The following is a 23,272-nucleotide window of genomic DNA, read 5'->3' on the forward strand; positions in this document are numbered from 1 at the left end:
CAGAGCAACCCGTCCGCTAGACTTCGCCTGACGGAGTGGGCCGAGGGGGTGCGATGGCTGTCACCAGCAGAGACGTCGCCCGGCTCGCGGGGGTATCGCAGCCCACGGTGTCCCGCGCGCTGCGGGATGACCCGCGCGTGTCGGAGGACACCAAGAAGCGCGTGCGCGACGCGGCCGTGCTGCTGGGCTACGTGCCCAGCGAGGCGGGTCGCGCGCTGTCGTCGGGACGCACCCGCCGCATCGGTCTGCTCGTGACGGATCTGAAGAACCAGTTCTACTCGAACATCATCGCGCCGGTCCATGACGAGCTCGAGGGCATCGGCTACCAGCTGATGCTCCACACCGAGACCGCCGACAACGAGACGGTGGCCGAGCGACTGATCGCGAACGGTCTGGACGGCGTGATCCTGGCCACCACGACGGTGGACTCCGTCGCGCCCCTGCGTCTGCGCGACCGCAGCCTGCCGTTCGTCTACTTCAACCGCACGGCGGCGTACGTCGACGCCGACGCCACGGTGGTCGCGCCCTCGCGCGGTCTGAGCGAGGCCGTGACGCGCGCCGTCGAGCTCGGACACCGGCGTATCGGTGCCGTCCTCGGCCCCAGCAACACCAGCACGGCGCAGTCGCGCGAGCTCGCGCTGCGCGCGGCGCTCGCCGAGCACGGTCTCGTGCTCGAACCCGACACCGTGCGGCGCGGACCCTACGACACGGCGTCAGGCGACGCGGCGACCACCGAGCTGCTGGCGATGCCCGCGCCGCCGACGCTGATCTTCTGCGGAAACGACGTCGTGGCGTACGGCGCCCTGAACGCGGCCCGGCGCGCCGGATTCGACGTCCCCCGCGATGTGTCCGTCGTCGGATTCGACGACCTCCCGCCGGCCGCCTGGCCGATCATCGAGCTCACCACGATCGCCTACGACCTGTCGGGCATGGCCCGGGAGGCCGCGCGCCTGATGGCGCGGCGCATCGAGGAGCCCGACGCTCCGCTCGCCCACGTCGAGTACGAGACCTCCTTCGTCGAGCGCCGCACGCTCGCCGCCGCCGCGTCGCGCTGAGTGGCTCCGGCCGCCGCGGTCGCGCGGCCCTTGCATCGGCGTTGTGCATACGCATACACTGACGGCACGACATCCCCAGCGTCGTCGGAACGGCGGCGCGGAACACTAGGAGCGAACGAGTGCCTCTCGACCCGGTTGCCTACCAGCCGTACGCGGACCCCGACGACTTCATCCGCGAGGTGACCGATCTGATCTGGGTGGACCGGTCGATCAGCTACATCCGCGAGAACTACGAACCGGACTCCATCGTCCACGGCGCCTACGGCACCTCCACGACCCGCGACGAAGTCATCGAGGGGTCGCTGATGCGCATCTCGGCGACGCCCGACCGCGTCGGCCAGGCCGAGGACGTCATCTGGGAGGCACGGGGAGACGACGCCTTCCTGAGCTCGCACCTCGTGCTGTCCTCCGACCTGCACAGCGGCGACCACAGCCGCACCATCGCCAACTGCCTGTATCGCCGCGGACGCATGGTCGAGGAGTGGGTCGTGCGCGACTCCCTCGCGGGAGCGCTGCGTCGCGGGGAGGATCTGGACGAGCTCGCCCGTGCGCAGGCCTTCCGCGGCTACACCGGTTCGTGGACCGAGCCGGCGCCCGCCGACCCGATCGCCCGCGGTGACTCGGGTGCGCGCCCCGACGACCACCGCTCCGAGGTCGAGACCGTCATCGACATGATCCAGACCGTGTGGAACGACCGCGACCTGCAGAAGGTCGAGAAGTTCTTCCTCCGCGATCTCGTGATGCAGACCGTGGGCGACCGTCTCGTGATCCGCCCGGAGGGCTACCGTCGCGCGCTGCTGCGCTTCCTCGAGTCGTTCCCCGCGGGACGGTTCGAGATCCGCGACATCCAGACCAACTACGACGTCCGATACGCAGGCCTCCGCGTGGCGGTCACGTGGAAGTTCGTCGGCGACTACATCGGGGTGCCGAACTACGGACCGCTGACCGGGCGGCCCATCGACCTGCTGGGCATCTCGCAGTTCACCTTCCACAACGGCGCCCTCGTCAAGGAGGTGCGTCTCTGGGACGACATCGCCCTGCGCGCCCAGATCGCCGGCATGCGCGGCGACGAGCCCATCGGCTTCTCGAACATCTACTGAACGTCACCGAAGAAAGAAGAGCACACCATGAGCACCGATCACCTCAGCCACGACGTGACCGTCGACGCGACCGAGATCGAGCGGCGGACCATCCTCAAGTCGGACTGGGCGCCCCACCGCGCCGCGTTCATCGACTGCCGCACCCCCGGTTCCGACCGCAAGGAGAACTACGCCTTCATCGGCGGCGGCGTCTCCCAGAATGCCGGTCAGGTCATCAACCTGACCGAGGAGCACGGCTTCAACACGGGTGCCGCCGGAATGCCCAACGGCATCTCGAACAACCTGCACCTGCACTTCACCGCCGAGGTGTTCGTCAACCTGGGCGGCGAGTTCCGCCTGCGCTGGGGCATCGACGGCACGCAGGGCGAATACGTCAGCACGGACGGCGACGTCATCTCCATCCCGACCTGGATCTTCCGCGGCTTCACGAACGAGGGCCCGGACGAGGGCATCCTGTGGACCGTCCTCGGACGCGACGTCACGGGCGGCATCATCTGGGGGCCGTCGGTGCTCAAGGAGGCGGAGTCGTACGGCCTGCACCTGACGGCCGACAACCAGCTCATCGACACCGTCGCCGGCGACGTGCTGCCCGATGACGTCGCGCTGATCAAGCCGATCCAGCAGAAGTACGTCGACGAGCTGACGACCTACTCGGTGGAGCAGATGCGCGGACGCGTCATCCAGCCCGCCGACCGCGTCTACAGCCGCCACGCGCTGCTGTGCGCCGCACTTCCGGGCGGTGCCGCCGAGCTCGCGCTCGCGATCGGCTACGGCATGAGCGAAGACCGCCGTCAGGTGCCGAACATCCACGAGCCGCACTCGTTCAACATGGCGTGGGTGCGCGCGGCGGAGGACGAGGGGATGCTGCGGCACCGGCACAGCCGGACGCAGGCGCTCCTGGTGAAGTCGGGGCGCTGGGCGGTCACGCTCAACGGCGACCCGTCGACGACCGTCGAGCTCGGACCCTCGGACTCCTTCTCCGTGCCGGTGGACGCATGGCGCGCCTTCCGCTGCATCGAGGCCGGCGAGGGCGGCGCGGGCGAGCTCCTCGTCGTCAACGGCGGCGACGACCGCGTCTACCTCGAGTGGGCTCCGGAGGTCGTGGATGCCGCGCGCGACGCCGACTGGATGATCGACCCCAACGGCTACCTGGCGCCGGTCGGCGTCATGGTCACGGCGACGGAGGACGACTGAACCACGGGAGCGTGACCCGCACCCTGCGCGTGGCCGCGATCTCGCCCGACATCCGTCTGGGCGAGGTCGCGGCCAACGTCGCGCGGATCGCCGACGCGCTGACCCGCGCCGGGTCCGACGGCGCGCAGCTCATCGTGGTGCCCGAGCTCGCGACCAGCGGATACGTCTTCCACGACGCCGCGGAGGCCGCGGCCGCTGCCGTCACGCGCGAGGACCCGCTGTGGCGCGAGCTGTCGGCCACGCTGCCCGAGGGAACCGTGGCCGTCGTGGGCTACGCCGAGCGCGACGGGACCGCCGTCTACAACACGGCCGCGGTGCTGACCCGCGACGCGCGGATCGGCGACTACCGGAAGGCGCACCTGTGGGGCGGCGAGGCTGCTCTCTTCACACCGGGTGAGCGGGCCGGCGAGGTCTACGACACCCCGATCGGACGACTTGCCGTGGCCATCTGCTACGACAACGAGTTCCCGGAGGTGCCGCGCAGACTCGCCCTCGCGGGCGCCGACATCCTCGCCCTGCCGGTCAACTGGCCCCTGGTGCCGCGACCCGACGGCGAGCGCGCGCCGGAGGTCATCCAGGCGATGGCGGCGGCGCGGTCGTCGCGCCTCGCGACGGTCATCGCCGACCGCCGGGGCAGCGAGCGCGGAGTCGCCTGGACCGGCGGGACGAGCGTCATCGACGAGGACGGCTGGCCCGCGGCCGAACAGGCCGGTGCGGAGACCGCCTCCGCGACACTGTCGCTCCGGCCGGCCGGAGACAAGAGCCTGCCGCCGCACAACGACCTCTTCGCCGATCGACGGCCCGACCTCTATTCCTGAGCGTCCACCGGGGAATCGCCGGCCGCGATGCGACCGGCGTGACGGGCCACCCGCTCCCGGAGCATGTCCTGCGCGAGGTCGGACAGACGCTGCGTGGCGGGCGAGAGGGTGGCGCCCTCCCGCTGGACGAGCGCGATCGTGTCGTGCAGCGGCTCAGCGAACGGCGTCAGCAGGATGCCGTCGGGGAACCCGGGCGACTCGGCGATGGTGCGCGACACGATGGTGTCGGCCGCACCGGACGCCACGACGCTGAGCGCCGTCTCCACGTGCTCCACCTCGATGGCCGGATCCAGCGTGAGGCCCTCCAGCCGCGCACGGGCGCGCAGCTGGCGTCGGGTCGGATCGCTCCACCCCGCGTAGGCGTCGTAGAGCACCAGCTTCCGCTCGGCCACCTCCGCGATGGTCAGCGGGCCGGCATCCGGGCTCCGCTCCGACGACGCGAACAGCACCTCGTCCCGGAAGAGCGGCGTGATGCGGAGACCCGCCTCCTCGACCGGGAGCACGACGACGCCCGCCTCCAGTTCGCCGGCCGCGATCGAGGTGGCCACGAGCGCGGAATTGAGACCCACCAGACGGACCTTCACGAGCGGATGCCGGCGGTGGAAGGTCTGCACGAGATCGCCGAGGTCGTAGTACGCGGCGTTGCGCAGCACGCCGAACGTGCACGTTCCTCCCTCGAGCGACCGGAGGGCGCGCACCGACTCCACGCCGTTGTCGATCGCGCCGACCGCCTGGCCGGCGTGCGCCCGGAGGGCGTGTGCGGCCTCGGTGGGCACGAGCCTGCGGCCGCCGCGGGTGAACAGCGGGGCACCCAGCTCCCGCTCGAGTCGGGCGATGAGCTCCGACACCGAGGCCTGCGTGATGTCGAGCTCGTCGGCTGCGGCGGTGAACGATCCGAGGTCCATCGCGGCCAGGAACGCCCGCAGCTGCACGATGGTCACGAGGCAATGGTAAACCCTGTGCTGAGCATCGGAACCACTGGTCTTGTGGGGGATCACGCGCCGACCTAACGTGAGGGCATGCGCTTCACTCCTGCCGTCCTCGAGGGCCTCCGGGGCTCGTTCCACCACCTCAAGACGCCGCTCGTCGACGCGCCGGCCGCCCAGCGCGACCCGGCGGTGATCGAGACGGTCTCCCGCATGTTGCTGGACATCCAGCGCCGCGGCATGGACGCCGTACTCGACTATGCCCGATCGCTCGACGGCTACAGCGGGGGAGAGGTCGAGCTCGCACCCGACCGCATCGCCTCGAGCGGCGACCGGCTGCCCGCCGACCTCCGCGCGGCGATCGAGCTCGGATCGCAGCGCACCCGCGCGTTCGCGGTCGAGCAGCGCTCGCATCTGACGGGCTTCCAGACGGAGCTCGTGCCCGGGCTCGTCACGGGCGTGCGCTACGTCCCGGTCTCCCGCGTCGGCGCCTACCTGCCCGCCGGTCGCTTCCCCCTGACGGCGAGCGCGTTCATGACCGTCGGCGTGGCCAAGGAGGCCGGCGTGCCGACGGTCATCGCCTGCACGCCGCCCCAGCCGCACGGCGGCGCCAACGACGCGGTCGTCTACGCCGCGCACCTGTCGGGTGTGGACCGCGTGTTCGTCCTCGGCGGGGTGCAGGCGCTCGCGGCGATGGCGTACGGGCTCTTGGGCGAGCTGCCCGTCGACATGCTCGTCGGCGCGGGCAACGCCTTCGTCGCCGAGGCGAAACGACAGCTGTTCGGCGCCGTCGCCATCGACCTGCTCGCGGGGCCCTCCGAGGTCGCGGTCATCTCCGACGAGACCGCCGACCCCGAGATCGTGGCCGCGGACCTCCTCGGGCAGGCCGAGCACGGCCCGAACTCGCCCGCCGCGCTCGTGACGACGTCGGAGGAGCACGGCCGCGCCGTCGTCGCCGCTGTCGACCGTCAGCTCGCCGGACTCGCGACGGAGCCCATCGCCGGGCCCGCCTGGCGCGACTACGGCTCGGTGACGGTCGCCGACGACCGCGAGACGGCTGCTGCGCTCATGGACGATCTGGCGCCGGAGCACCTCGAGGTCATCTCGGCCGACGACGACTGGTACCACGACCGGCTGCGCAACTACGGCTCGATCTTCCTCGGACCGTGGAGCACCGTCGCCTACTCGGACAAGGGGATGGCGGGCACCAACCACGTGCTCCCGACCGCGGGCGGCGCCAAGCACAGCGCCGGCCTGTCGGTGTCGCGCTTCCTGAAGCCGCTCACCTACCAGCGCATCGTGCGCGAGGCGACGCCGGAGCTCGCGAACGCCGTCCAGGTGATATCCGACTCCGAGGGCATGGCCGCCCACAGCGCCACCGCCACCATGCGCCTCGCCACCTACGCCTGAGCGGCGCCGCGTCTCGTCCCGCTTCGCCCGCTCGACGACCGGTCGTCGCCTCGCCCGCTCGACGACCGGCCCACGCTCCGTGCGCTCGATGACGGGTCGAGCGCACGCGCGGATCGGGATGCGCGGGGACTCATAGGCTGTGCGCCATGACCTCTCCGTCCCCGCTGTCCCGACCGCACGACGGGACGCCGGCGAGCATCGTCCGGCCGCCGGCATCCCCTCCGGTGCTTCCCGTCGTCCCCCGCAAGGGACGCAGCGCGTCGATCTGGCTCATCGCCGTCACCGTCGTGGTGCTGCTGGCCGTCGCGGGGTACTTCCTCGCGGCACTCGGGCCCGCGGCATCCATCGCCGGAATGGTCCTCGCGCTCATCCCGCTCGCGGGGGTGCTGTTCGCGGTGCGCCTCATCGACCGGTGGGAGCCGGAGCCGCGGAGCCTGGTGATCCTCGCTGTGGCGTGGGGCGCCGTCGTGGCCGTGGCGATCGCGCTGGGGGTCGATCTGCTGCTGACGCTCGTGCTCGGCCGGGCCGACACGCCCGCGGCGGAGGCGCTCAGCTCCGTCGTGCAGGCGCCCCTCGTGGAGGAGTTCGCGAAGGGCCTCGGCGTCTTCCTCATCTTCGTGACGGCCCGTCGGGCGTTCGACGGTCCGGTGGACGGGGTCGTGTACGGCGCGCTCGTGGGCGCCGGCTTCGCCTTCACCGAGAACATCCAGTACTTCGCCGTCAGCCTCATCGAGGGCGGCGCGACCCAGGCGACGGTCACGTTCTTCCTGCGGGGCGTGCTCTCGCCGTTCGCGCACGTCATGTTCACCGCGGTCACGGGCTTCGCGCTGGGACTCGCCGCGCGCCGGGGACTCCGCGCGGGGCAGGCGCTCGGGCTGTGGGTGGCGGGAATGGCGGGCGCCGCCGTGCTGCACGCGCTGTGGAACGGCTCCGCGGCCTTCTTCGACTTCTTCGCGCTCTACGCCACGCTGCAGGTGCCCCTCTTCGTCCTGTTCGTGCTCGGAGTGCTGGCGCTGCGCCGGGAGGAGGCGCGGCTCACCCGCGCCCGGCTGGGGGAGTACGCGGCTGTCGGATGGTTCACCGCCCAGGAGGTCGACATGCTGGCCACGCCGGCCGGACGGCGGGCGGGCATCGCCTGGGCACGCAGCCTGCCCGGCGACCGAGCCGGCACGATGAAGGCCTTCATCACCGAGGCGACGGCGCTCGCCGCGGCCCGTCAGCGCGCGCTGTCGGGCCGCGATGCCGCGGCCGCCCGAGACGAGCACGTGCTGCTGCAGCGGTCGGTCGCCGCCCGAGCTGCGCTGTTCGCCCGCTGACAGCGCGTGTCGTCCGGCCGCGCCGGCCGCGATCACGGCGTCCGGCACGGCCCTTGACAGCCCCGCACGCTCTGGGCACCATGGGAGAAGACCAACTCAGCGCTCGGTTGACACGCAGGCATCGCCGCGGCACCGGGCGCTGAGTCTGTGTACGGGGTGTGCATCGGGCCCCGGCGCTTTGACCCGCCCGCTCGGCTCGGGTTGGATGGACCCATGACCAACGAACGCACCAAGCCCGAATTCGACGCCCCCCAGGGCCCCGCCCCCAGCGACCTCGTCATCCGCGACATCGAGGTGGGCGACGGCGCCGAGGCCAAGCCCGGCGACACGGTCACCGTGCACTACGCCGGCGTCGAGTACGAGTCCGGCGAGGAGTTCGACTCCTCCTGGGGCCGGGGCGAGAGCATCCAGTTCCCCCTTCGCGGCCTCATCCAGGGGTGGCAGGACGGCATCCCGGGCATGAAGGTCGGCGGCCGCCGCGAGCTCGTCATCCCGCCGCACCTGGCGTACGGTCCCGCCGGCGGACACTTCCTCGGCGGCAAGACCCTCATCTTCATCATCGATCTGCTCGCCGTCGGCTGATCCCGCTGAGCGAGACCGGAGGAGCGGGTGCCGCGGCATCCGCTCCTTCGTCGTCTCCGACGCCTGATACATTCAAGGGAATAGATCTGCGCGTCCCGCGTTCCATCTCCCGAAACGCCGGATCACCGGCCCGTCTTGGAGGACCGACATCATGACCACCACGAACACCATCGACATCCCCGGATACAAGCCCGGCACGTGGGAGCTCGACCCCTCGCACAGCGAGGTCGGCTTCACCGTGCGTCACATGATGATCTCGAAGGTGCGCGGCTCCTTCGGCATCAAGAGCGCCACCTTCATCGCCCCGGAGAACCCCCTCGAGGCCTCCGTCACCGCGCACGTGGACGCCGCATCGCTCGACACCAAGGACGAGGGTCGCGACCAGCACCTCCGCTCGGCCGACTTCTTCGACGTCGAGACCTACCCGTCGATCGACTTCGTCTCGACCGGCGTCCGCGTCGAGGACGGCGAGATGCTCGTCGACGGCGACCTGACCATGCACGGCGTGACCAAGCCCGTCACCTTCGAGTTCGAGTTCGGCGGCTTCGGCACCGACCCGTGGGGCAACTCCAAGGCCGGCGCGACCGCCAAGGCCGTCGTCAACCGCGAGGACTTCGGTCTGACGTGGAACGCCGCGCTCGAGACCGGCGGCGTTCTCGTCGGCAAGGACGTCACCATCACGCTCGACCTGCAGGGCGCGCACCAGGCCTGATCGCCGGTGCTCCGGAGGGACCGCTCGCCTCGGCGATGCGGTCCCTTCGTCGTCCCAGGGCGCGCAGGCGGTCCTGCGCCAGCACGATGCCCGCGAACACGACGAGGGCGCCGACGGGCTCGTTCCAGGTCAGCGGCTCCTGCAGGACCGTCATCCCGAGGGCGACGCCCACGATCGGCGTGATGTACGTCACCGTCGAGGCGCGGGTCGGCCCCCATGCGCGCAGCGTGTTCTGGTTCCAGATGTAGACCACGCCGGTGCCGAGGCAGCCGAGCGCGATCATCGACAGCACGACCGGCGGAGTGAGCGAGACCGGGCCGAGTGCGATCGCCGGCGTCAGGACGACCATGACGGCGGCGCCGAGCCCGATGTTGAGGAACGAGAAGGTGAGCGCGCTCATGCCGGTGCGCGGCACGAAGCGCCGCATGTACGCGAGGCTGAAGCCGTAGCAGGCCGTCGCTCCGAGCATGGCGACCTGCGCGGGGATGCTCTGGGCGAGATCCAGCCCCTGCCAGGGCGCGATGATGACCCCGACCCCCAGCATCCCGATCAGGATGCCCGTCAGCTGCACGGGTCGCAGCTTCTCGACGCGGAAGAGCAGCCCCGCCATGACCGCCGTCATGATCGGCGTGGTCGCGTTGTAGATGCTCGCGAGGCCCGACGTGACGTGCTGCTGGGCCCACGAGAACAGCAGGAACGGCAGCACGCAGAAACTGATGCCGAGCACGAGCATGTGTCCCCAGACACGGATGCTGCGGGGCAGCCGCTCGCGCCGGATGGCCACGAACGCACCGAGGGTGATGGCCCCGAGCACCAGGCGCGACCACGCCACCTGGGCGGGGCTCAGCCCCTCCAGCCCGACCTTCATGAACAGGAAGCTCGACCCCCACACGATGCCGCACAGGACGAACTGCACCGTCACGGTGGCGGAGGTCGGGGTGCGCGGAGCGTCGGTCACCCTGCGAACCTAGCGCCGGCCGCCGACGCGGCACGTGGGCGTGTACAGCTGCGTCCGAAACCCGCCGACACCTGGCAGTCCGGCGCCGTCCAGGAAGGACGCGTCCGGCGCGGGTGCGCGGTTCAGGGCTCGGGATGCAGGGCGTCGTAGTCGCGGAAGCGCGGGTTCGCGCGCACGAGCAGCCACACGAGCGTCACGATGACCAGGCCGCCGATGAGCGGCGGGAACCACAGCGTGGTGAGTGTCGCGAGGGTGCCGGCGTAGAGCGCGCCGACGCGGGGCCCGCCCGCCACGACCACCACGAAGATGCCCTGCAGACGCCCGCGGATCGCGTCGGGGACGGCGGCCTGCATCATCGTCGAGCGGTAGATCGCGCTGACGTTGTCGGCTGCGCCCGCGACGGCGAGGAAGACGAAGGCGACGGCGATGAGCGCGAGGTTCGCGGACTGCTCGCCGACGTCGGCGGGCGCGAAGACGCCGAGAGCGGCGGCCAGCAGCACGGCGCCGAAGGCGAGGATCGCGAGCCCGTAGACCTGGATGGACCGCTGGATGCCGATGCCGTGGTGGCGCACCCTGCCGATCGGGCCGGAGAACAGGCTCGAGAGGAAGGCCCCGGCCGCGAACGCGGCCGTCAGCACGCCCGTCGTGATCGGCCCGCCGCCGAGGAGCAGGGCGCCGATCGCCGGGAACAGCGCGAGCGGCTGGCCGAAGGTCATCGCCGTGATGTCGAGGAGGTACTGCAGGCGGATGTTGGTCGCCCGCCGCAGGAACGTCCACCCGTCCTTCAGCGACTCGAGGCCCGGCTTGACGATGACCCCCTCCGGACGGATGCTCGGCAGCGTGAACAGGCCGAGGAAGAGAGACAGCATCAGCACGACGTCGATCGTGTAGGTCCACTGGTAGCCGGCGACCGCGACGAGGATGCCCGCGAGCGCGGGCCCCGCCATCACCATGACGCCGACGGTGATGCCGTTGAGCGCGGCGGCCGCCGGCAGGAGGTCACGGGGGAGGAGGCGCGGTGTGATCGCCGACTTCGTGGCCATCACGATGGAGTTCGCCGCGGCGTTGACGACGCTGAGGAGGTAGAGCCACCACACCGTCTCGAGGTGGCCCCAGGCGAGTCCGGCCAGCACGGCGGTGGAGACCCAGGTGACGGATGCGGCGATGAGCGCCACCGTCTTGCGGTCGAACGCGTCGGCCAGCATCCCTCCGTAGAGGCCCGCGAGCACCATGGGCACGAGGCCGGCGACGGCGATCATCGAGACGGCGAAGGTGTCCTGCGTGAGCTCGTAGACGTGGAGCATGACCGCGACGATCGTCAGCTGTCCGCCGAGTCCGGCGAGCGTCGAGCCGATCCAGAGCCGCGCGAACGCCGGGCTGGCGGAGAAGGGGCGCAGGTCGAGGAAGTGCTCGCGGCGCAGGCGCGTCTTCACCTCTTCGTTCCGACGGCGCCCACCACGTCTCCGACCCTAACGGGTGCCCGCAGCCTCGGGACGCGGCATCCGTCCCATCCCTGATAGACTCGCAAGGTTGCCGTTTGATCGGCCGCGGATAAAGAGAGCTCGCACATCGTGTGCCGGGCGCCGCGCAGTGAGAGAAAGGGGATCCCATCTATGCCGCTCGATTCTGACGCCAAGAAGGCGATCATCGACCAGTACGCCACGCACCCCGGTGACACCGGATCCCCCGAGGTGCAGGTTGCGATGCTGTCGCAGCGCATCAAGGACCTCACCGAGCACCTGAAGGAGCACAAGCACGACCACCACTCGCGTCGTGGTCTGTTCCTGATGGTCGGTCAGCGTCGCCGTCTGCTCGGCTACCTCCAGGACATCGACATCGCCCGTTACCGGTCGCTGATCGAGCGCCTGGGGCTTCGCCGCTGACTCGCAGCCGCGTATATCGCCTTCCGAAGGCCGTCCCACGGTGTGGGGCGGCCTTCGTGCTGTCCGGCGCGCAGTCGCGCGCGTCCGCGAAGCGCCCGGACGCCGCTCAGTAGCTGAGCGTCGCCGGTTCGAGTCCCCTCGTCTGATCGCCCACCAGCGAGAGCTGCGTCGGGTCGAGGCGCCGCACCTCGGCGGTCCCGGCGAGGTCGTCGAGGCATACCCAGAAGATGTTCGGGCTGCGGGTCGCGCCGAAGTAGTAGACCCGGTTGGTCAGGTCGGCGCCGGCGCGCCACCACGTCGGGTAGACGTCGCCGGTCGAGTACGGCGCCCCGAACGGCACCGAGACGTTCGCGATGAGCTGGAACACGCCGGCCACGGCCTGCTCCTCGTTCTCCGGCTCCGGCAGGTGGTGCAGGAAGTAGGCGGCCCGCACGAAGCGGTCGAGCGAGGTGATGTCGCCCGGGGGCGGCAGCTCGCCGCCGAACGGGCGGTAGCGCGCGAGGTTCGCGAGCTGCTCGTCGAGCGCGGGGGAGTTGGCCATCACGGTGTACTCCGGTCCGTGGTGCACCACGAGGGCGCCGTCGATCGGCTCGATGACGGCCGCGTCGCCGCTGGCGTCCTCCAGGGCGATGTGCACGCCCATCTCCAGCCCCCGGAACAGCGGCGAGGTGATGCGCACGCGGTCGAGGTCGGCCACGGCCTCGGCGACCGTGGCGTAGGAGTCCAGCAGGTACTGCGTCCACAGGGCGTTGGCGAGCGTCGGCCGCCCGTCGGGCTCCGGGAAGGACACGTCCTCCGGGTCGAGGTAGAGGGCGTGGGCGGCGAACCCGCGCTCGTTCATCCCATCGACCGTGCCCACGCCCCACATGCTGGTGACGACGCTGCTGTAGCGCGACGTCCAGCGCAGCGCCTCCTCGTCGGGCCCGCCGCGGCGTTCGGTGCCACGGGGCACGAACCAGAGCTCGGGCTCGTCGCTGACGGCCCAGTCCATGCAGCGGCTGACCGTCTTGGCGACGGCATTGTCATTCCAGAAGATGCGGGTGCACACGAGCGCGAGCGTAGCCGCCGGACACGGCCGCAGACGGTGCGACGCAGCGGCGGTCGCGGATGTGCCGTCAGGATGTCGCGGCGCGCGCTTTCACGAGGTCGCCGTGCCAGCGCTCGGCGACATCCGGGTGGGCGCGCAGGCGGGATTTCAGCGCGTTCTCGCCGTACAGGGCGTGGATCGGGTTGCTCGGGTCCTGCGTCACGCCGCGGGCCTCGGCGGCCAGCTCTGCCGGCAGCTCGAGCAGCGGCAGGCGCTGATCGAGCGCGGGGTTGAAGAAGAAGGGGACCGAGATGCGGTCGTCCGGAAGCCGCGGCGAGATCACCCGGTGGTTCGTCGCCGTCAGGTAGCCCTGCGTGGCGTACTCGAGCAGCTCACCGATGTTGACGACGAAGGCGCCGGGCACGGAGGGGGCGTCGACCCACTCGCCGTCGCGCTCCACCTGGAGACCGCCCTTGCCGGGCTCGACCCACAGCAGCGTCAGCACACCGGAGTCCTTGTGCGCGCCGACGCCCTGCTGGGGCTCGGGGGCGTCGGTGCCGGGGTAGCGGACGATCTTGATGAGGGTGGACGGCTCGCCGAAGTGGTCGTCGAAGTAGCCCTCCGCAGCGCCGAGGGACAGGGCCCAGGCGCGGAGCAGCTTGCGCGCCACGCCGGAGAGGTGGTCGTGCCACTCCGAGACGACCTCTCGCAGCTCGGGCTGCGCGGCCGGCCAGAGATTCGGTCCGGTGAGACGGGCGAAGTCGGGCGCGTCGGGGTCGTCGACGGCGGCGCGCTCCGGTCCGATGTCGATCTGCTCGCGCCAGTCGACGGCGCCCTGGGTGCGCTCCCCGCCCACCCGCGTGTAGCCGCGGAAGTGGGGGCTGGTGATGTTCTCGATGGCGAGCTTCTCGGCCTCGGGGAGCGTGAAGAACGCGCGGGCCGCCTCGTGCAGTCGCTGCTCGAGCTCAGGGGAGACGCCCGTTCCGGTGAGGTAGAAGAACCCCACATCGTGGGTCGCCGCGCGGAGATCGTCGCGGAATCGCGCGGCGGCCTCGGGGCCGTCGTCGAGGCGGGACAGATCGAGGATGGGCAGGGTCGGCTCGGACATGGATCGAGGCTAGATCGGCTCCGGCCCCGACGGCCCAATGTTGCCCCGCGTTACCGCCGCAGCGACATCTGCGGGATTTGCGCCGTCTGCCGGCGGAGGTAAGGTGAGACTTACTGAGGCTCGCCTTACCTGCTGAGACGGCCCGAGTCCTCCCCTCCCACTGAAAGTCCGTCCGCCGTGCTCGCCACCTTCCTCATCGGCCTCCGTGAAGGCCTCGAAGCCGCGCTGGTCGTCGGCATCCTCGTCGCCTATCTGACGCGCCTCGGCCGTCGCGACGTGCTGCCCCGCATGTGGGCGGGCATCGCGCTGGCGGTCGTCCTCGCCGTCGGCATCGGGGCGGTGCTCACGTTCGGCGCCTACAGCCTCACCTTCCAGGCCCAGGAGCTCATCGGCGGTTCCCTGTCTCTCGTGGCCGTCGCCATGGTGACCTGGATGATCTTCTGGATGCAGAAGGCCGCCCGCTCGCTGAAGGCGACGATCGAGGGCGGCATCGACCGGGCGCTGGCGCAGGGCACTCTCTGGGGGATGGTGCTCATCGGCTTCGTGTCGGTGGCCCGCGAGGGCATCGAGACCACGCTGCTGCTGTGGTCGATGGTGCAGTCCTTCGGCGATGCGCCGTCGGCGCTGCTGGGCGCTCTGCTCGGTCTGCTGGCGGCGGTCGTGCTCGGGTGGCTTCTCGCGCGCGGGATGCTGCGGCTCGATCTCCGGCGGTTCTTCACGTGGACGGGCGGCTTCCTCGTCGTCGTCGCGGCAGGGGTGCTCGCCTACGCGCTGCACGACCTGCAGGAGGCCGGCGCGCTGCCCGGCCCCTTCACCGACGCAGCCCCGCGGGATCCCGCCACCGGTGCGGTCGCCGTCGGCTGGTCGGGGTTCCCGTTCGGCTGGGCGTTCGACGTCAGCCAGACCATCCGCCCGGGCGACGCCCCCGCGGCGCTCCTGCAGGCGACGGTCGGCTTCATGCCCGCCATGACCTGGCTGCAGGTGATCGCCTGGGCCCTCTACGTCGCGATCGTCGGCGCGTTCTTCCTCCGCAACGTGCGCCGCGGCCGTCCGCGCCGTGCCGCGGCCGACGCGGCAGCCCCCGCCCCGGTGGCCGCCTCCCCTGTGCCCGCCGCGGCGGGCCGGGCCGCAGCATCCGCTTCCCCCTCAACCCCTGTCCTCCCCGGTGCGATGTACACCGCGCCGGCGTCCCCTCCTGGAGCAGCATGAGAACCCTCCGTACCACCGCCGGACGCGCGCTGACCGCCGCCGGTGTCGTCGCCGTCGCCGCGCTCGCGCTGAGCGGCTGCGTCGCCAAGGCCGACACCTCGGCGGCCGGCTCCTCCGCCGGCCTCACCGTCACGTCGACCGACGACTCCTGCCAGGTGTCGGGTTCCACCGCGCAGAGCGGCACCCTCGCGTTCGACGTGACCAACGGCGGCAGCCAGGTGACGGAGTTCTACCTGCTCGCCGACGACGGGCTGCGCATCGTCGGCGAGGTCGAGAACGTCGCCCCCGGCGCGAGCCGCAGCCTCACGGTCGTGGCGCAGCCCGGGAAGTACTTCACCGTCTGCAAGCCCGGGATGATCGGCGACGGCATCGGTCGCGCCGACTTCACGGTCAGCGGCGATGCGGTGACGGTCGACGGGCCCGACGGGGAGCTCAAGCAGCAGGCCGTGGACCTCTACGCCGCCTTCGTGAAGGATCAGGTCGCCCAGCTCGTACCCGCCGTGCAGCAGCTCGCCGATGACTACGAGTCCGGCGACGACGCGGCGGCGCAGGCCGCGTTCCCGCAGGTGCGGGCCTACTACGAGCGCATCGAGCCGGTCGCTGAGGCGCTCGGCGACCTCGACCCGCGCATCGACTACCGCGAGGTCGACGCCGTCGCCGAGGGGCTGGACTGGACCGGCTTCCACCGCATCGAGAAGGATCTGTGGGTTCCCGCGCAGGACGCGCTGAACGCCGACGGCGAGACGCCCGCCTGGCAGGGCTGGGCGCCCTCCACGCCGGAGGAGCGCGCCGCCTACGGCGACGGACTCATCGCGGACGTGCAGGAGCTGTACGACTACGTGCACGGGCCGGAGTTCACCCAGTCGCTCGACGCGCAGGGAGTCGCCGGTCTGAGCAACGGCGCGATCGCGCTCCTCGACGAGGTCGCCACGGGCAAGATCACCGGCGAGGAGGACTGGTGGTCGGGCACCGACCTTTACGACTTCGCCGCGAACGTCGAGGGCTCCAAGATGGCCTTCTCCCTCGTGCGCGACTTCGCCGACAGCAAGGGCCAGGACGGCACGAGCCTCGTCTCCCGCATCGACGCCGGCTACGGCGACCTCGAGGCCGCGCTCGCCGCGCACGGCTCCCTCACCGACGGGTTCGTGGGCTACCGCACCCTCACCGACGCCGACAAGCGCGAGCTCACCGACCTCATCAACGCGCTCGCCGAGCCGCTCTCGCGCCTGACCACGACGGTGCTCGACTGACATGACCGACCGCGCCATCCCCGAGCCCGAGCACCGCGGCGGCATCAGCCGTCGCGGCATGCTCGGCCTCGTGGGCGCCGCCGGAGCGGTCGTCGGTGCCGGCGCGGGAGTCGCCGGGGGCGTGGTGGCGGCCCGCTCGGCATCGGCGACGACAGCGGATGCGGCATCCGTCCACCCGTTCTTCGGCGAGCACCAGTCCGGCATCACCACACCCGTGCAGGATCACCTGCACTTCGCGTCGTTCGACATGATGGCCCGGACGACCCGCGAAGACCTCATCGCGCTGCTGCAGGACTGGTCGTACGCCGCCTCGCGGATGACCCAGGGGCTCGACGTCAGCGCCAGCGGCGCCGTCGGCGGATCGCCCGAGGCGCCGCCGGACGACACCGGCGAGGCGCTGGGGCTGCCGGCCAGCTCGCTCACCATCACGTTCGGCTTCGGCCCGACCCTCTTCGACGGCGACGCGGGCGACCGCTACGGGATCGCCGCACGACGTCCGCCGGAGCTCGAGCGCCTGCCCGCGTTCCTCGGAGAGGACCTGAACCCCGACGCCAGCGGCGGCGACCTCTGCATCCAGGCCTGCGCCGACGACCCGCAGGTCGCCGTGCACGCGATCCGCAACCTGAGCCGCATCGCCTTCGGCCGCGCGCGGATCCGCTGGTCGCAGCTCGGGTTCGGGCGCACGTCCAAGACGACCGCGGCGCAGGCGACGCCGCGCAACCTCTTCGGGTTCAAGGACGGGACGGCGAACATCCTCGCCGACGACGCCGCGGCCCTCGACGCCGCGGTGTGGGTGTCCGGCGCCGACCAGCCGTCGTGGATGTCGGGCGGCAGCTACCTCGTCGCCCGCAAGATCGCCATGCTCATCGAGTCATGGGATCGCGTGCGACTGTCGGAGCAGCAGAACATCGTGGGCCGCGACAAGGCGGCCGGCGCTCCGCTGTCCGGCGGCGACGAGTTCGCGCGCCCGGATCTCGAGAAGACGGATGCCGCGGGCGCCGCCGCCATCCCGGCGCGCAGCCACGTGCGGCTCGCCCATCCCGACTCGAACGGCGGCGTGCAGATCCTCCGCCGCGGCTACAACTTCGTCGACGGCAACAACGACCTCGGACGCCTCGACGCCGGCCTGTTCTTCCTGTCGTTCCAGCGGTCGCCCGCGCAGTTCGTCACGCTGCAGCGCTCGCTGTCGACCGATGCCATGAACGAGTACATCCGGCACGTGGGCACCGGCATCTGGGCCGTCCCGCCCGGTGCGGCCCAGGGGTCGTACGTCGGCGCAGGCCTGTTCAGCTGACCCGACCCCCCGCGTGGTCCCCGGGTTGGGGACGACTTTCGTCGCCTCGGCGCGAGTGCAGGCGACGAAAGTCGTCCTGAAACCGATCGCATGCCACCCGTGGAGTTCGAGCGCGCCGCCGGTGGAGAGCGAGAGGGGGGCGACCCGAGGACTGCGCTGCCGATGTATCTGGGGCGGGTGCGGTCTCTCTTGATGGTCGAGGCGATCCGCCTGCCATCGACTGGAGGAAACACGCATGAACGCTCCATCCGCACACCTGCGCTCCACCCTGACCCTGTCGTGCATCCTGGCGCTGGGGGCATCGTCGCTCGCCTTCCCGGCGGCCGCGTTCGCCGAGGATGCCGCGCCCGCGCCCGCGCCCGAGACCAGCGTCAGCGCACCCGGAGCACCCGGTCCGGACTCCGCCGCACCGCCTGCGGAGTCCGCGCCGGTCGCTGCCGAGCCGGCTCCAGAGTCGGTCGCGGCCGCACCTGCCGCTGAGCCCAGCCCCGCTGAGCCGGCCGCTGCGCCGGTCCCCGCTGAGCCGGCCGCTGAGCCCGTCGCCGAGCCGGCCGCTGAGTCCGTCGCTGAGCTCTCCACTGAGCCCGAGCCCGCTTCCCCCGCCGACCCGCCGTCCGTCTCGCCCCCGACCTCCACTCCCGAGCCGGACGCCACACCAGAGGCCACGCCCCCGGCGACGGAGCCCGTGACCGACGCCGCTCCCGAGCCGGCGGCTTCGCCGATCGTCGAGGTCGTCGACCCCGCCACGACCACTCCCGACGAGGTGCTGAGCGCGGAGGCCGCCGAGCCGACCGTGACGCTGTTCGCCGACGAGGCGCCGGCGCTGCCCGCGCCGGGCGATCCCTGCTATCCGGCGGTCTGCATCGACAACGGCACCGTGCTGCTGGCGGTCAATCCGACCGGCGAGCTCAACACGACCGACGGCGCCGGCAGTGCCGCAGGTGGGGGTGACGCGGGCCTGGAGTTCCTCCCCACCGGCAACGACTCCACCTCGCCGGGCTGCCTCTGCGAGGGGTGGGGCGTGGCCGACCCCGGAACGGGCGTCTGGGGCGGCGCGAACATCCACGAGCTCGGGGCCGGCGGGGAGAACCTGACGCTCGAGTCGTTCACGCACACGGGATCCACGGCGACCTCGGTCGTCACCGTGAACGACGGCGACGGCGTGCCGTACTTCCGTGTCACGCACGAGTACGTGCCCTCCACCGCCACGCCCCACCTCTACCAGGTCAACGTGACGATCGAGAACATGTCGGGCGCGCCGATCGCGACCGTTCAGTACCGGCGCGTCATGGACTGGGACGTCGAGCCGACCGCGTTCAGCGAGTTCGTCACGATCGACGGCGGCACCGCGTCGGCGCTGACCTACACGAGCGACGACGGCTTCGCGAGCTCGAACCCGCTGAGCGGTCCGAGCGCGATCCTCGGCGAGGGGAACATGGTCGATTCCGGCCCCTCCGACCACGGCGCGCTCTTCGACTTCGACTTCGGTCCGCTCGGTGTCGGGACGTCGCTGTCGTTCGTCATCTTCTACGGCGGCGCGGCCTCGGAGTCCGAAGCGCAGGCGGCCCTGGCAGCCGTCGGCGCCGAGGCGTACTCCTTCGGCCAGACCGCGGACGACCCCGCGGGAGGGACGCCCAACACCTTCATCTTCGCGTTCGGCAAGGTCGGGGGCGCCGCCATCTTCACCCCGCCCGTCGAGGCGCCGGTCGAGACGCCGACCGTGGCGGCTCCGGTCGTGCCCGTCTCGGTCGTCACGGCGGTCGAGGCTCCCGCGCCGGTCGCCGAAGTGACCGGCTCGGTCCCCGCTGCACTCGCGGCCACCGGGGCCGCGGACGGCACCGTCGCGTCGTCGGCCACCTGGTCGGCCGCAGCCGGGGCGGCGCTGCTGCTCGGACTGGTGCTCCTCGCCGGCCCCCGTGTCCTGCGTCGCGCCGTGCGCACGCGCTGATCCGTCGGACACGAGTGGGCCCTCGACACGTGTCGGGGGCCCTCTCGCATGTCAGGGAATAGATTCGACGTGACGATGTTTCATCAGATACATTCAGATGAATAGAAGCGGATGCCACGGCATCCCGGATCGGAGATCGATCGTGAACGACACGACACCCCAGATGCAGTTCGGCATCTTCACCGTGAGCGACATCACCGAGGACCCGACCACAGGCCGGACCCCGAGCGAAGCGGAGAAGATCCGCGACACCATCACGCTCGCCAAGCACGCCGAAGAGGTCGGGCTCGACGTCTTCGCCCTCGGCGAGCACCACAACCCCCCGTTCTGGTCGTCGTCGCCGACCACCACGCTCGCTTTCATCGCCGCGCAGACCGAGCGTCTCGTGCTGTCCACGGCCACCACGCTCATCACGACGAACGACCCGGTGAAGATCGCCGAGGACTTCGCGATGCTGCAGCACGTCTCCGGCGGTCGCACCGACCTCATGCTCGGTCGCGGCAACACCGGACCGGTCTACCCCTGGTTCGGCAAGGACATCCGTCAGGGCCTGCCGCTCGCCATCGAGAACTACGCGCTGCTGCACAAGCTCTGGCGCGAGGACGTCGTGGACTGGGAGGGCAAGTTCCGCTCGCCCCTGCAGGGATTCACCTCCACGCCCCGCCCGCTCGACGGCGTCGCGCCGTTCGTCTGGCACGGCTCCATCCGCACGCCCGAGATCGCCGAGCAGGCCGCGTACTACGGTGACGGCTTCTTCGCGAACAACATCTTCTGGCCCGCGGAGCACTACCAGCGCCTGATCGCGCTGTACCGCCAGCGCTTCGCGCACTACGGCCACGGCACGCCCGAGCAGGCGATCGTCGGCCTCGGCGGCCAGGCGTTCATGGCCAAGAACTCGCAGGACGCCGTCCGGCAGTTCCGCCCCTACTTCGACAACGCGCCCGTCTACGGTCACGGTCCGTCGATGGAGGACTTCGCCGAGATGACCCCCCTCACGGTGGGCTCGCCCCAGCAGGTCATCGACCGCTACGCCGGCATGCGCGACATCTACGGCGACTACCAGCGCCAGCTGTTCCTCATCGACCACGCGGGCCTGCCGCTGAAGACCGTCCTCGAGCAGCTCGACATCCTGGGCGGCGAGGTCGTGCCGGTGCTGCGTCGCGAGCTCGCCGAGAACCGTCCCGCCGAGGTCCCCGACGCCCCCACGCACGCGGCCCTCGTCGCCAAGGCGTACGCCGACGGCGCACCCCGTGAGGCACGCCCGCACGCCAACCGCGGCGACAACGTCACCGGAAGCTCGCCCTACCAGGACACCCCGGCACGCCAGGGCTCCGCGTTCGGCGCCGCGGCGACACGATCGGTGGCGTGAGATGACCGCCTCCCGCCGCATCGCGGTCGTCTCCGCCGGCCTCTCCAACCCCTCCTCGACCAGGCTCCTCGCCGACCGGCTCTCCGCCGCCGTCGTGCGGGACCTGCGGGAGCAGGGCATCGAAGCCGAGGTCGACGTATTCGAGCTGCGCGACTACGCGCACGACATCATGAACAACCTCATGACCGGCTTCGCGCCGGCCGCGCTGGAGACGATGGTCAACACCGTCGTCTCGGCCGATGCCCTCATCGCCGTGACGCCGATCTTCTCCACGAGCTACTCGGGGCTGTTCAAGTCGTTCATCGACATCCTCGACCCCGACGCGCTCTCGGGCACCCCGGTGCTCATCGGCGCGAACGCCGGCACGGCGCGTCACTCGCTCGCGATCGACTACGCCATCCGCCCGCTGTTCACCTACCTGCACGCGGAGCCCGTGCCCACCGGCGTCTTCGCCGCGTCCAGCGACTGGGGCGGAAGCGCCGACCAGGTCGCCCCCCTGGGCAACCGGGTGGATCGCGCCGCGCGCGAGCTGGCCGACGCCGTCGCACGGCGGGAGCCCGCGGCATCCGAGGATCCCTTCGACCCGTCGACCTACCTCGGCGAGGGCCGCTCGTTCGGCCACCTGCTCGGGGGCCTCGCGGGGGAGTAGCCGGCGACCGCCTCTTCCGTCAGCGGGAGAGGCGGATGTCGGCGGGATCGTCGAGTTCGCGCCACGCGGCTCCGGGTCGCGACGCGGGCACGAGTGCCAGGACGTCGGCCTCGGCCAGGAGGCCGACGTCGATCCCCGCTTCCGCCGCGATGTCGGCGATCGGCGCCTGGAAGGTGCGGAAGCCCGCGAGCGGTGCCACCGCACGCTCCTCACCCGTGTCGATGAGCCGCGACTGGTCGAGCACGAAGCCGGCGGCCGCCAGGGGAGATCCCGCCCCGGCGGTGGCCCAGGCCGCGATCTTCCAGAACCGACGGGGGAGGCGCACGCCGCGATACGGCGGGTCGTCGTCCTCGAGCACCGGCGCGGTGAAGACGGAGACGCGCAGGCGATTCGCGCCGGCGTAGGCGAGCACGTGGTCCTCGAGACCCAGCCACAGGTCGGGCGACTGGTTGAACCCCGACGCCTGCGGCGCGGCGTTGGTGAAGAAGAAGGTCTGCTCCGTCGCGCGGCGGGCTGTCGACTCGTCTCCCCAGCCGGGATCGCGCCGGCGCACGAGGTGCCCGCGGTCGAGATCGTTGCGCGCGTACACCTCGGGCCCGCACTGCGCGTCGGCGTCGGCCCGCGGGTCGTACTCCCAGTCGCCGGTGCGGGCGAGGTCCTTGAGGGACGCGCCGTCGATGTTGACGCCGGTCACGCAGGCCAGCCGTCGCGCGGTCTGCAGCACGACCGAGAAGTGAAGATAGGGGAGCACCGCGACGGGCACGTCGTCGGCGGGCATCGGCAGGGGCAGCGCCGACCCCAGGAAGCCGGGGTCGTAGCCCGGTCCGTACGTCTCGGTCATGGGAACACCTTTCCACGGGGAGCGGACAGCGACGCGCGTGCGCGCGCGCCGCGTGAGGACCGCGTCCAGCAGCGCACCGAGGACCAGCGCGACGACGATCGACACGACCACTGCGAGCACCGGCGCTCCGGGGAGCAGCTGCCCCACCAGCGCGCCGACGAACGCCTGGTACAGCGCCCAGACCAGCGCGGCGCCCGCGGCGAACGGCAGGTGACGTCGCACCGGCATGCGGCCCGCGCCCGCCGTGAGGTTCACCGCGAGCCGGGCGAACGGGATGAAGCGCGCCGTGAACAGCACCGACGCGGTGCGGCGGTCGAGGCGGTCGCGCGCCCACGCGAAGGCCGCCGTCACCCGCGGCCGCCGCATCCAGGTCCAGCGGTCCAGCCCGACGCGGCGTCCGACGGCGTAGCAGAGCACGTCGCCGCAGAGCGCGGCCGACGCCGCCACCAGCACCACGCCGACGAGCGACGGCGCGCCCTGCGAGACCGCGAGTGCGGCCAGCGCGGTCACCGCGGCCTCGCCGGGGAGGATCACGAGGAACGCGTCGCCGAGCACCAGCGCGAACAGCAGGGGCAGCACGGCAGGGCTCGCCGCCAGCCCCGTCAGCGCATCGTCGATCATCA

General features: G+C 71.5%; 21 protein-coding genes. 15 read left to right on the forward strand and 6 right to left on the reverse strand.

Annotated elements, in window-relative coordinates; translation table 11 throughout:
* Positions 1–53 precede the first annotated feature (53 nt).
* From CVS47_RS05075 to CVS47_RS05090, 4 genes are all read left to right on the forward strand, one after another.
* Positions 54–1,055, forward strand: coding sequence for a LacI family DNA-binding transcriptional regulator (locus tag CVS47_RS05075; protein WP_127095122.1), 1,002 nt, complete (start codon positions 54–56; stop codon positions 1,053–1,055).
* A gap of 119 nt (positions 1,056–1,174) precedes the next feature.
* Positions 1,175–2,155 (forward strand): nuclear transport factor 2 family protein, encoded by a 981-nt coding sequence (locus CVS47_RS05080; protein WP_127095123.1) that lies wholly within the window; start codon positions 1,175–1,177, stop codon positions 2,153–2,155.
* A 27-nt stretch (positions 2,156–2,182) separates the two neighbouring features.
* Complete coding sequence (locus CVS47_RS16900) at positions 2,183–3,349, forward strand: cupin domain-containing protein (RefSeq protein ID WP_127095124.1); 1,167 nt, start codon at positions 2,183–2,185, stop codon at positions 3,347–3,349.
* Between the two features lie 11 nt (positions 3,350–3,360).
* Entirely contained in the window at positions 3,361–4,167 is an 807-nt protein-coding gene (locus CVS47_RS05090; protein WP_127095125.1) for a nitrilase-related carbon-nitrogen hydrolase, read from the forward strand.
* On the opposite strand, the gene CVS47_RS05095 is transcribed toward CVS47_RS05090, so the two are convergent.
* Positions 4,158–5,108, reverse strand: a complete 951-nt coding sequence (locus CVS47_RS05095; RefSeq protein ID WP_206502761.1) for a LysR family transcriptional regulator — start codon at positions 5,106–5,108, stop codon at positions 4,158–4,160. The genes CVS47_RS05090 and CVS47_RS05095 overlap by 10 nt on opposite strands.
* 78 nt (positions 5,109–5,186) lie before the next feature.
* Between CVS47_RS05095 and hisD the strand changes: the two genes are divergently transcribed.
* The 4 genes from hisD to CVS47_RS05115 all read left to right on the forward strand — a co-directional run bounded on the left by hisD (position 5,187) and on the right by CVS47_RS05115 (position 9,113).
* On the forward strand, positions 5,187–6,503 hold the full coding sequence (hisD, locus tag CVS47_RS05100; RefSeq protein ID WP_127095126.1) for a histidinol dehydrogenase: 1,317 nt from the start codon (positions 5,187–5,189) through the stop codon (positions 6,501–6,503).
* A gap of 146 nt (positions 6,504–6,649) precedes the next feature.
* On the forward strand, positions 6,650–7,819 hold the full coding sequence (locus tag CVS47_RS05105) for a PrsW family intramembrane metalloprotease (protein WP_127095127.1): 1,170 nt from the start codon (positions 6,650–6,652) through the stop codon (positions 7,817–7,819).
* A gap of 213 nt (positions 7,820–8,032) precedes the next feature.
* Positions 8,033–8,401 carry an FKBP-type peptidyl-prolyl cis-trans isomerase gene (locus tag CVS47_RS05110; protein ID WP_127095128.1) on the forward strand — a complete coding sequence of 123 codons (369 nt, stop codon included), beginning with the start codon at positions 8,033–8,035 and terminating at the stop codon, positions 8,399–8,401.
* 151 nt (positions 8,402–8,552) lie between these two features.
* Entirely contained in the window at positions 8,553–9,113 is a 561-nt protein-coding gene (locus CVS47_RS05115; RefSeq protein WP_127095129.1) for a YceI family protein, read from the forward strand.
* Here the strand turns inward: CVS47_RS05115 and CVS47_RS05120 are convergent.
* The gene (locus CVS47_RS05120) at positions 9,079–10,071 is read right to left on the reverse strand and encodes a DMT family transporter (RefSeq protein WP_241240284.1); all 993 of its coding nucleotides are present in this window, start codon (positions 10,069–10,071) and stop codon (positions 9,079–9,081) included. The genes CVS47_RS05115 and CVS47_RS05120 overlap by 35 nt on opposite strands.
* Before the next feature lie 122 nt (positions 10,072–10,193).
* Positions 10,194–11,504, reverse strand: coding sequence for an MFS transporter (locus CVS47_RS05125; protein ID WP_241240285.1), 1,311 nt, complete (start codon positions 11,502–11,504; stop codon positions 10,194–10,196).
* Positions 11,505–11,684: 180 nt separating this feature from the next.
* Between CVS47_RS05125 and rpsO the strand changes: the two genes are divergently transcribed.
* Positions 11,685–11,954, forward strand: a complete 270-nt coding sequence (gene rpsO / locus CVS47_RS05130; protein WP_127095130.1) for a 30S ribosomal protein S15 — start codon at positions 11,685–11,687, stop codon at positions 11,952–11,954.
* A 106-nt stretch (positions 11,955–12,060) separates the two neighbouring features.
* Here the strand turns inward: rpsO and CVS47_RS05135 are convergent, their stop codons facing one another.
* Together CVS47_RS05135 and CVS47_RS05140 are read right to left on the reverse strand one after the other, a co-directional pair.
* Positions 12,061–13,002 (reverse strand): linear amide C-N hydrolase, encoded by a 942-nt coding sequence (locus tag CVS47_RS05135; RefSeq protein ID WP_164734606.1) that lies wholly within the window; start codon positions 13,000–13,002, stop codon positions 12,061–12,063.
* Positions 13,003–13,069: 67 nt separating this feature from the next.
* Positions 13,070–14,089 carry an isopenicillin N synthase family dioxygenase gene (locus CVS47_RS05140; RefSeq protein WP_127095132.1) on the reverse strand — a complete coding sequence of 340 codons (1,020 nt, stop codon included), beginning with the start codon at positions 14,087–14,089 and terminating at the stop codon, positions 13,070–13,072.
* Positions 14,090–14,266: 177 nt separating this feature from the next.
* Between CVS47_RS05140 and efeU the strand changes: the two genes are divergently transcribed.
* From efeU to CVS47_RS05170, 6 genes are all read left to right on the forward strand, one after another.
* Positions 14,267–15,298, forward strand: coding sequence for an iron uptake transporter permease EfeU (gene efeU / locus CVS47_RS05145; RefSeq protein ID WP_127095133.1), 1,032 nt, complete (start codon positions 14,267–14,269; stop codon positions 15,296–15,298).
* Entirely contained in the window at positions 15,295–16,548 is a 1,254-nt protein-coding gene (efeO, locus tag CVS47_RS05150; protein ID WP_127095134.1) for an iron uptake system protein EfeO, read from the forward strand. The genes efeU and efeO overlap by 4 nt, the downstream gene beginning before the upstream one ends.
* Position 16,549: 1 nt before the next feature.
* Positions 16,550–17,842, forward strand: coding sequence for an iron uptake transporter deferrochelatase/peroxidase subunit (gene efeB / locus CVS47_RS05155; RefSeq protein ID WP_127095135.1), 1,293 nt, complete (start codon positions 16,550–16,552; stop codon positions 17,840–17,842).
* A gap of 235 nt (positions 17,843–18,077) precedes the next feature.
* Positions 18,078–19,790: a hypothetical protein gene (locus CVS47_RS05160; RefSeq protein WP_127095136.1), complete on the forward strand. Its 1,713-nt coding sequence runs from the start codon at positions 18,078–18,080 to the stop codon at positions 19,788–19,790.
* 163 nt (positions 19,791–19,953) lie between these two features.
* Positions 19,954–21,159 (forward strand): LLM class flavin-dependent oxidoreductase, encoded by a 1,206-nt coding sequence (locus tag CVS47_RS05165; protein ID WP_127097206.1) that lies wholly within the window; start codon positions 19,954–19,956, stop codon positions 21,157–21,159.
* Position 21,160: 1 nt separating this feature from the next.
* Entirely contained in the window at positions 21,161–21,808 is a 648-nt protein-coding gene (locus tag CVS47_RS05170; RefSeq protein ID WP_127095137.1) for an FMN reductase, read from the forward strand.
* A 19-nt stretch (positions 21,809–21,827) separates the two neighbouring features.
* Here CVS47_RS05170 and CVS47_RS17030 read toward each other — a convergent pair whose 3' ends face one another.
* Positions 21,828–23,270: a DNA/RNA non-specific endonuclease gene (locus CVS47_RS17030; protein WP_338142385.1), complete on the reverse strand. Its 1,443-nt coding sequence runs from the start codon at positions 23,268–23,270 to the stop codon at positions 21,828–21,830.
* Between the last annotated feature and the right edge of the window lie 2 nt (positions 23,271–23,272).

Source organism: Microbacterium lemovicicum, assembly GCF_003991875.1.
Lineage (GTDB): Bacteria > Actinomycetota > Actinomycetes > Actinomycetales > Microbacteriaceae > Microbacterium > Microbacterium lemovicicum.